Source organism: Amycolatopsis vastitatis (assembly GCF_002234595.1).
GTDB classification, from domain to species: Bacteria; Actinomycetota; Actinomycetes; order Mycobacteriales; family Pseudonocardiaceae; genus Amycolatopsis; species Amycolatopsis vastitatis.
The window spans coordinates 94,020-102,491 of record NZ_NMUL01000011.1; the positions used below are offsets into that span (position 1 = coordinate 94,020).

The window sequence follows — 8,472 nt, forward strand, 5'->3', positions numbered from 1 at the left end:
TCGCAGGTCGGCTGCCAGGCCGCGGGCGAGGCGCAGTTGGGTGTAGGCGACCAGCAGCGGCCAGGTCCACCGGTCAGCGGCCTCGGGAGACCGCAGTTTCGGGGCGGTCCAGCCAAGGGTCTGCTTGAGCATGCGGAAGGTGTGCTCAATGTCGAACCGGCGCAGGAACGCCTGCCACAACAGATCAACCATCGCCGAATCGAGACCAATGCCGGAATGCCACAGCCACACCGGTTTCGGGTCGCCCCGGACGGCAGCCGCTCGACCTGCAAGCGGATCACGGTGCCTTCCAGAATCGGCAAATTCCCGGCGTGGCCGGCCCACGCGATGCGATGGGGCAGTCTCGGGTGCGGACGATCCCATGCCCTGGCGTGGGCCGGACCGTAGAGGCGGGTCTCGGTTCGGGTGTCGACATCCGGTTCACCCCAGGTATCCGGGTCGCCGAAAACGAACTCGCCGCCGTGACGGCGGGGCCGCTGTGGGCGGGACACTCGGTGGCCGTCCTGCACGAGGTATACGCCAAGGTCCTGGCCGGGCTCGAAGAGGAATCGCTGGGCAAGATCGCTCGCATCCTGGGCCTGCTCCTGGACGACGACGAAGACAGCGAGAACATGAGGCCAAGCTGAGCAGGCGCTGCGCCGAGTCGATGCGGCGGGCGTCACCGCTTGACTCGGGCGCGGACGGCCAGCACCGCCAGGGCGAGAAGGAGCGGGCCAAGGAATCGTCCAGCCATGGTCGTCCACGTGCCGGTGGGAGTGAGCTTTTGGCCAGCGTCCCGGAACACCACTGACCCCAATGCCAGTTGGACTGCTTTCTCAGCTCGGGCTGCCGTCCAGCGCTGCGCTGGTGGCGGTAGAGCGACAGGGGTATCACTCAGCTGCAAGGTGACAGACTGCGGTGCACGAGCTGGCGCCGCAGAGAGCGTTCCGGTGGCCAGTTGTGGAGGACTGTCGGCGGGCAGACCCCAGCCCAGCAGTAGCACGGTGAGGACCGTCACGAGTGCAGCGAGGCCCGCAACAGCGCGCAGAGCGCGCTGACCATAGCCAGAAACCAGCCAGTACAAGCCGAGGACGATCTTGTCGCGCCTCGAACCAGCGTGCCGGCGGGCTTCCATCTCTCCGTAGTAAAAGTCGCCCGCACCGGCCTCGTCCTTGCCGTCCTCTAGAGCTTTCCGCAGCGATCGGTACAACACTGCCAGCCGTGGCGCCGCCATCTCGGCCGGTTGATCGGTTAGCGGGTGTGTCTTCCAGCCCGCAGCCTTGCCGCCCGGCGTATCCAGACGCCATGCGTGCTCCTCGGCGAGGACATGTCGGCGAGTCCACCGCCAGAGGAAAGGCCACCCAGGCCCGCGATGCCATCCGGTGGGAGGGTGGTGGAAGGGGCTGCTGCAATGGCAGGGGAGCCGCCCGCCGGTCAGAGATGTCGCTAACGCCGACGTTCTCGACCAGGTGCTCGACGAGAGCCAACGGCTGTTGCACAACGTGCTCGCCGCGGTGGCGACGCGTGTCGCGCAACTCCGCCGGTTCATCAAGCACAACTTCGAGGCCGGCTCTCCGATCGCCACCGAGTACAGCGAACGAGTCACCGAGTTGTTCGCCAGCGACGTCACCGCAGCCTTCCTGCAAAAGATGCGCAACGAACTCGCGCATGCTCAGCTGCCGATCGTCTCGAGCACAGAGACCATCAGCGCCGGTTCGGCCACCGTCGCGATCGTGCTCCCGTGCGACGCCTTGCTGAACTGGACAGACTGGAACACCGAGATCATCACCTGGCTTGCCGAGCTGCCAAGCGACGTGGTCGACATCGGCGAACTCCTCGGTGCCTACGCGCGCCGGGCCGGCAACCTCGACCATTGGCTCCATGAGCGCATCGGGACCGAGCAGCGTAGCGAAATCGATCAGTTCGCGGCTGCTGAAGACGCCTTCTTCCGGTCGCGTGGGATGTAAAGGCTCGACAGGTTCGTGACCTGGCCTACACACGTACAGGCGGCCGGGTCGGCGGTTCCGGGCGCGTGGAGGACTGGTCCGGTTGTGACTGCGCTCCCGCTCGTCTTCGACGCCCCCAAGCGTGGCCTGCCGCCGCGCCACCTCGCCGACCTCTCGGTGGCCGAGCGCGCCGCCGCCGTGGTCGAGCTGGGGGAGAAGCCGTTCCGCGCGAAGCAGCTGTCGAACCACTACTTCTCGCGCCTGACGGTGGACCCGGCGGAGATGACCGACATCCCGGCGGCTTCGCGGGACCGGCTGGTCGCCGACCTGATGCCGACGTTGCTGACCGAGGTCCGCGCGCTGGCGGCCGACGACGGCGCGACGCGCAAGACGCTGTGGCGGGCCCACGACGGCACGCTGCTGGAGAGCGTCCTGATGCGCTACCCGGACCGCGCGACGCTGTGCATCTCGAGCCAGGCGGACTGCGGCATGCCGTGGCCGTTCTGCGCGACGGGCCAGAGCGTCCACAGCAAGGCCCGACGCCAGCCCTGGCCATTCCAACATCAGCAGTCCGGTCCCGGCGACAGCGCTGAACAGCGCCAGGTCCGGCCGGACCAACACACGCGGTCCTACGACGGCGCGGTGACCGCGACCGGGCAGACGGGTGTCCGGCCGGCGTCGCGGACGAGCAGCCACCAGGTGGAGCCGAGCCACAGGGTGCAGCCGGCGGTCGCAGATACCACAGCGGATCAGGTCGGCGAGAGTGAACCGGCGAGTCTGACCGTCGCCAGCTGGGCGCATGGCCCGGATCTGCTGTGTGGCGTCCAACGCTCCGAACTACTTCCGGGCTGTGGTCGAGCGGGCTGATCGCAAGGTCGGCCGGTAGTTCACCCGAGGCGGGTCGCGGCCGGTACAGTGGCCGCGACTCGCGGGAGCCGGTTGTTCAGCAGCCAGGCTGAACTGCTGTGCCGGTGCTCCAGCCGCCCGAATACTGGATCGTGCCCGACGCCCAGGCGCAGCCGGGTGCGTAGAGCATGTTCCCGTAGACGGGGCTGCCGTTGCCGTTGAAGTCGAAGTAGTCGTGGGATGCCGGGCTCTGCCGGTAGATGTCGGCGTACCGCCAGAAGCTGCTGGGGTTGGCGCCGCCGGCGGCGACGGTGACCCGCGACCAGTTGGTCTGGCAGGTGGGTGACCAGCGGAGTTCGACGGTGCCGACGCTGCCGATGGCGGCGCTCGCGACGGTGGTGGATCCGGCGCTGCAGCCGGTCGCCACCGGGTCCAGGTGGTCACAGCCGTATCCGGAGCAAGTGACTTCGACGTGTGCGGGCGCCGCCTGTGCCACGGTTGCAGGTACCAGCGACATGGCGAGTGCGGCGAGGATGGCAAGAGAGCGTCGAGACATCGGGAGGCCTTCCGTCGGGAGTTTCGGGTCTCCCCACCATCCGGGGTCGCTCGTCCGGTTCCGTCCGGTCCAGCGGATCGGAAATCGGATGGAACGGCCGAGCTCGGCAGGACGGAGGCTGGGCGATGAAGGATCCGATCCCGGGGTTGCGGGCGCAGCTGAGAAGTCTGAGGACTGCTGCCGGTGAGCCGGCGTTGGAGATCCTGCACAGGCACGCCGCGCTGCTGGGACGTCACCTTCCGACCTCGACGGCCCACGATCTGGTTTCCGGAAGCCGCCTGCCTCGATGGCCGACGGTGGAATCGTTCGTGCGGGCCTGCCTGCATCACGCCAAGCTGCTGGGGCTGAAACTGCCGCAGGACATGCTGGCGTTGGCGCACTGGCGTTCGGCCTATGAAGAGGCGGCAGGCCGGATCGGTGGTGACGTGCGTCGGTCGCCTTGCCAGCTGCCACTCGCCTCGAGGTTGTTCACCAATCGGGACGTGGAACTCGGTCTGATCGATACCGCCGTCTCGTCGATCTTCTTGATCACCGGGTTGGCCGGTACGGGCAAGACCAGTCTTGCCCTTCGGTGGGCTCAAGAGAACGTTGACGACTTCCCCGATGGCCAGCTGTATGTGGACATGCGTGGATTCGGTCCGACGGGCGCCCCGCTGTCCGCAGGCGACGCCGCGAGGTGCCTGCTTGACGCCCTCGACGTCGACCTGCGCTCGCTGCAGACTGATCAGCAGTCGCTGTTCAACCTGCTGCGCAGCAGCGTGGCAGGCAAACGCCTGCTGATCCTTCTCGACAACGTACGCGACTCGGCCACGGTTGAGCCCCTGCTGCCCGGAGACCGTTCGTGCGTCGTGCTGGTCACCAGCCGCAACCGGCTCAGCAACCTGATCGCCAATCACGAGACGGTGCCCATCGTGCTCGACGCGCTCGACCCGGAGCAGGCACGCGTGCTGCTGGGGCGGCACATCGGGAGCACGCGGGTGAGCACCGAGGCCGCGGCGGCGGAGCAGCTGCTCGAACACTGCGGAGGACTTCCGCTGGCGCTGGTCATCATCGCCGCCCGTGTGGCGGCTCATCCGAGCTTCCCGCTTGCCACGATGAGCAGCGACCTGATGGCGGCGTCTTCGCGCCTGAATACGCTGGACGCCGGCGAGCTGGCGGTCAACCTGCGGGCGGTGTTCTCGTGGTCCTACGACGACCAGAGCGCCGAGGCGGCCACGTTGCTCACCCTGCTGAGCCTGACACCCGGTGTCGACATCGGCCTTCCGGCAGCGGCCGCGCTCATGGACTCGCCCGTCGAGCGGATCCAGGTGCTGCTCGACGAGCTGGACCGCAGCCATCTCGTGCAACAGCACCTGCCAGGGCGGTACCGGATGCACGACCTGGTCCGGGCCTATGCGCAGGAGTTCGGCGATCGGATGGACACCGCCGCTGCGCTGTACCGCCTGATCTGCTTCTACCTGCATACCGCCGATCGCGCCGACGACCTGCTGGATCCGCAGATGCAGCAGATCGCCTTGTCGGGGCCGGATCGCGCTCTGCTGATCACGGACCGGAACGACGCGCAGACCTGGTTCACCACCGAACATCGGAACCTGCTGGCCGCACAGTGTCTGGCCCAGAGTCGCGGCTGGCACGATCTGACCTGGCAGCTGGCTTGGACGTTCGACAGTTTCCACTACCGCCAGGGTCACCTGCTGAGCAACGTTTCGTGCTGGGGGCGAGCGCTCGAGTCCGCCGGCCGCCTCGCGGAGCCTGCCGCGATCGCCGTCGCCGAGCGATATTTCGGCCGTGCGTTGGCCCGGGCAGGCTATACAGCCGAGGCGGTCGAGCACTTGCGCCGGGCATTGGCGTACACGGAGCAGACCGAAGACCGCTACGGACAGGCTCATGTCCACTATTCGATGGGATGGGTGTTCGAACTCGGCGGCGATGACGAACTCGCGTTGCTGCACTCGACCCGCGCGCTACGGCTCTTTCGCGATCTGGGGGATCCCACGTGGGAAGCCAGGTTGCTGACCAAGGTGGGCTGGGATCATGCTCGCCTTGGTCAGCACAAGCAGGCGGTGGCGGCGTCTGAATCCGCGCTGACCGCGCATCGCAGCCTGGGCGACGAGTACGGGCAGATAGATGCCCTGCACACGCTCGGGTACGTCTCGCAGTCCTTGGGGCAACACACCGAGGCGCGTGAGCACTTCCGGCAAGCTGTCGACTTGTGCCGGAAAGCAGGCCACAGCTACGCCGAGGCGACAAATCTGGTCCAGCTGGGTGACGCCTACGCCGCGCTGGAGCAACCCGACCGCGCGCGCAAGACTTGGCAGGCGGCGGCCGATTTGCTGCGTTCCCAAGCTCGCACGGCCGAATATGCCCAGGTGGATGCACGGTTGGCGCAAGGGGCGCCTTGATCCGGTACCGGTCGCTGACCGGGTGACGTCTCGAGGCGGCCACGCACCGCCACGTTCTGACGGCTCCTGACACAGAAACGAGGCGCCCATGCTGTCCACGATCGACGCGATCAACGCCCGTCGCTCCGCACCACGGCTGGTCGAGCCGGGCCGGAACGGTGCCTCCCAGCCGGCCGCGAAGCGCGCACCTCGCGCAGAGAGACGGACGTCTCCGGCGTCGTCCGAATTTGGTTCCCGTCTACGGATGCCCTCCCCGAGGTGGCGCTGACTTCGGTTGAGGGCTTGGAGGTCAGTTCAGAATGAGTCGGCGTGTCGTCTTGTGTGCGCTGCCAGGGTTTCCAGAATGTTGGTATGCGTGAGGAGGTTCTGACCGATCAGCTGTGGGAGCGGCTGGAGCCACTCCTTCCGGTGCATCCGCGGCGGTTCCGCTATCCGGGCCGCAAGCGTGCCGATGACCGCGCCGCGCTGAAAGGCATTCTGTACGTCATCGGTACCGGCATCGGCTGGAACCGCCTGCCGACCGCGTTGTTCGGCGCTTCCGGGGCCACCTGCTGGCGGCGGCTGACCGAATGGCACGAGGCCGGCGTCTGGCAGCAGCTGCACGAACGCCTGCTCGCCGAGCTGCGCGCTGCCGGGATGCTGGACCTGTCGGCCGCGCTGGTCGACTCCACTCACCTGCGTGCCCTCAAAGGGGGGACCACACCGGGCCCAGCCCGGTCGACCGCCGCAAGCTTGGCTCGAAGCACCACCTGATCACCGGCGCCGCCGGCATCCCGCTCGCCGTCACACTGACCGGCGGCCACCGCAATGACGTCACGCAGCTGATCCCGCTGCTCGACGCCATTCCGCCGATCCGAGGCGTAGTCGGCAAGCCACTCCAGCTGCCGCGCCGGCTCTACGCCGACCGCGGCTACAACCACGACAAGTACCGCCGCCTGGTCCGCGCTCATGGCATCAGCCCGCTCATCGCCCGCCGCGGCACCGACCACGGCTCCGGCCTCGGCACCATCCGCTGGCCAGTGGAACGCACCTTCGCCTGGCTCAAGAACTTCCGCCGCCTGCGCATCCGCACAGAACGACGAGCCGACGTGCACCAAGGCATCCTTAGCCTGGCCGGCTCCGTGATCTGCCTCCGCAAACTCATTCTGAACTGACCTCTTAGCCGCAGCTGAGTACGGGCGGTCCCAACCGGGCTGGCAAAGGTGTGGCGCGGAGAACATCGGTCCCGCGATACTGGCCGGCATGGGAGATCCTGCGGAGTTCCAGTTCTCGAAGCACGAACGGCAGCATCCACGGTTCGGTGAGCGTGTCGTCGCCTGGCACAGACTTGACGGCGAATACCGCTCCGCAGACGCAACGGCCGAGGACCCTTACGATGAAGGTCCCGACGAGGAACGGGCCGAAGCCGAGCTGAATCGGTTGCGTGGCCTGGTGATGACGCAGGCCGCGGAGGTCGAAGCTGTCCTGGGCGTCATGGTCCGGATGCTCGACCCGAACTCCAAGGTCGACGTCGCGGCTGGTGTGTTGCTGAACAAGCTCCGGAAGTTGCTGATTCCCGTTGATTTCCTCCACGAGTACCACGACGCCGATCTCGACGACATCGCTAGAGCGATCAAGGCGAGGAACAAGGCCGTCCACGACACGGCGAGGGTCGGCTACAGCTGGGTCGACTACCAGACCGGCGGTGGTGAATGGATGCAGGTCATCAGTCTGGTAGGCGACCAGGATTGGAACGAACTCGAACTCCGTTGGTGTCTGGCCATGCAACAGCGCGCCGTTTTCGACGCCGTCTACCTGATGGATCAGCTCAAGGATCATCTGAGGACTCGTGTGGAGTCAGCGCCGAGCAGTTCAGTGCTTGCTGCGCCTACAAGCCGGTGATAGCGAAGACGTGCCCGGTCGTGAGTCGCGAGGCGACTTTTGCGCCGTCGCGTGCGACTCGTCGGCCGGCGCGAGCCGCCCGACGACGTCCCAGCGTGCGCCTCCGCCGACGTGAACGTCTCGGCCAGCAGGATCAGCTCGCCTGCGCGCGACGCCGATGCCCGATCCAGGCTCGGCAACCGGGCCTGATCGACATGCTCGGGGCGCTCCCGGCCTCCGCCGCGCTAGCCAGGTAGAGCGCATCTCGGCGACGAATTGGCGGATCAATGGCCTGGTGGGCGACACTTTCGGACCCGACGATTGCGGTCGGGCAGAACGGCTGTCCGGAGCGTGTTCAACTCGTCGCTGGAGCCGTCGAGGTCAGTTGCCGGGACGCACCTGACGCCCCGCCCACGGGGGTGTCCGCTTGTCCGTTGGTGGCTCGATTCCTGGGATGCATGTGTAGTAACTCTGAGCTACAGTGAGTGCATGATCTCCCCAAACACGGGAGATATCCCACGTATGGGGGTTCAAGTCCCCCCTCGGACACACTTTCGTGGCAAGCCTGCCACATCTGACGTATCAGTGCTTGAACGCACTTCAACACGCTGATCAAGCGTTTTCCTGGCCATCCCGCCGTCTTCGGTCGGGGTGGTCGTTGTGACCGGCGCCGTGATCAAGCCGCTGGTCCTTCCGGCTCTTCCTGACGACGGTCATGCCACGGGCGCACCTTCTGGCCCGGTGGCAGGTCGCCGGACGTTGCCACTGCCGGTCGTTCCGGTGCCGCGCACGTGCAGCACCGTGTACGGGCTGGCTGCTGTGGACTGCCGGGGCCGCGTGGCTGATCGCGCGGTCTTTGCCGCTCTCGGCTGGCTGCCGGGCA

6 protein-coding genes and 2 pseudogenes are annotated in these 8,472 nt (G+C 67.1%); 7 read left to right on the forward strand and 1 reads right to left on the reverse strand.

What is annotated here, in order from left to right; all coding sequences use genetic code 11:
* Window positions 1-371 precede the first annotated feature (371 nt).
* The 3 genes and pseudogenes from CF165_RS52625 to CF165_RS14140 all read left to right on the forward strand — a co-directional run.
* Complete coding sequence (locus tag CF165_RS52625) at window positions 372-626, forward strand: hypothetical protein (RefSeq protein ID WP_240521588.1); 255 nt, start codon at window positions 372-374, stop codon at window positions 624-626.
* An 822-nt stretch (window positions 627-1,448) separates the two neighbouring features.
* Window positions 1,449-1,946, forward strand: coding sequence for a hypothetical protein (locus CF165_RS14135; protein ID WP_093947958.1), 498 nt, complete (start codon window positions 1,449-1,451; stop codon window positions 1,944-1,946).
* Window positions 1,947-2,030: 84 nt separating this feature from the next.
* A pseudogene (locus CF165_RS14140) lies at window positions 2,031-2,444 on the forward strand (dual-specificity RNA methyltransferase RlmN); the annotation flags it as partial.
* 424 nt (window positions 2,445-2,868) lie between these two features.
* Here the strand turns inward: CF165_RS14140 and CF165_RS14145 are convergent.
* A complete protein-coding gene (locus CF165_RS14145) occupies window positions 2,869-3,327 on the reverse strand; it encodes a DUF2690 domain-containing protein (RefSeq protein ID WP_093947959.1) in 459 nt (152 codons plus the stop codon).
* Window positions 3,328-3,452: 125 nt separating this feature from the next.
* Between CF165_RS14145 and CF165_RS14150 the strand changes: the two genes are divergently transcribed.
* From CF165_RS14150 to CF165_RS52060, 4 genes and pseudogenes are all read left to right on the forward strand, one after another.
* Window positions 3,453-5,729, forward strand: a complete 2,277-nt coding sequence (locus tag CF165_RS14150) for a tetratricopeptide repeat protein (protein WP_093947960.1) — start codon at window positions 3,453-3,455, stop codon at window positions 5,727-5,729.
* A 351-nt stretch (window positions 5,730-6,080) separates the two neighbouring features.
* A protein-coding gene (locus CF165_RS14155) for an IS5 family transposase (protein ID WP_093947961.1) occupies window positions 6,081-6,883 on the forward strand; the annotation gives its coding sequence in 2 pieces (ribosomal slippage) (window positions 6,081-6,417 and window positions 6,417-6,883; 804 coding nt in all).
* A gap of 88 nt (window positions 6,884-6,971) precedes the next feature.
* Window positions 6,972-7,610, forward strand: coding sequence for a hypothetical protein (locus CF165_RS14160; RefSeq protein WP_093947962.1), 639 nt, complete (start codon window positions 6,972-6,974; stop codon window positions 7,608-7,610).
* 639 nt (window positions 7,611-8,249) lie between these two features.
* Window positions 8,250-8,472: pseudogene (locus CF165_RS52060) on the forward strand (hypothetical protein); the annotation flags it as partial.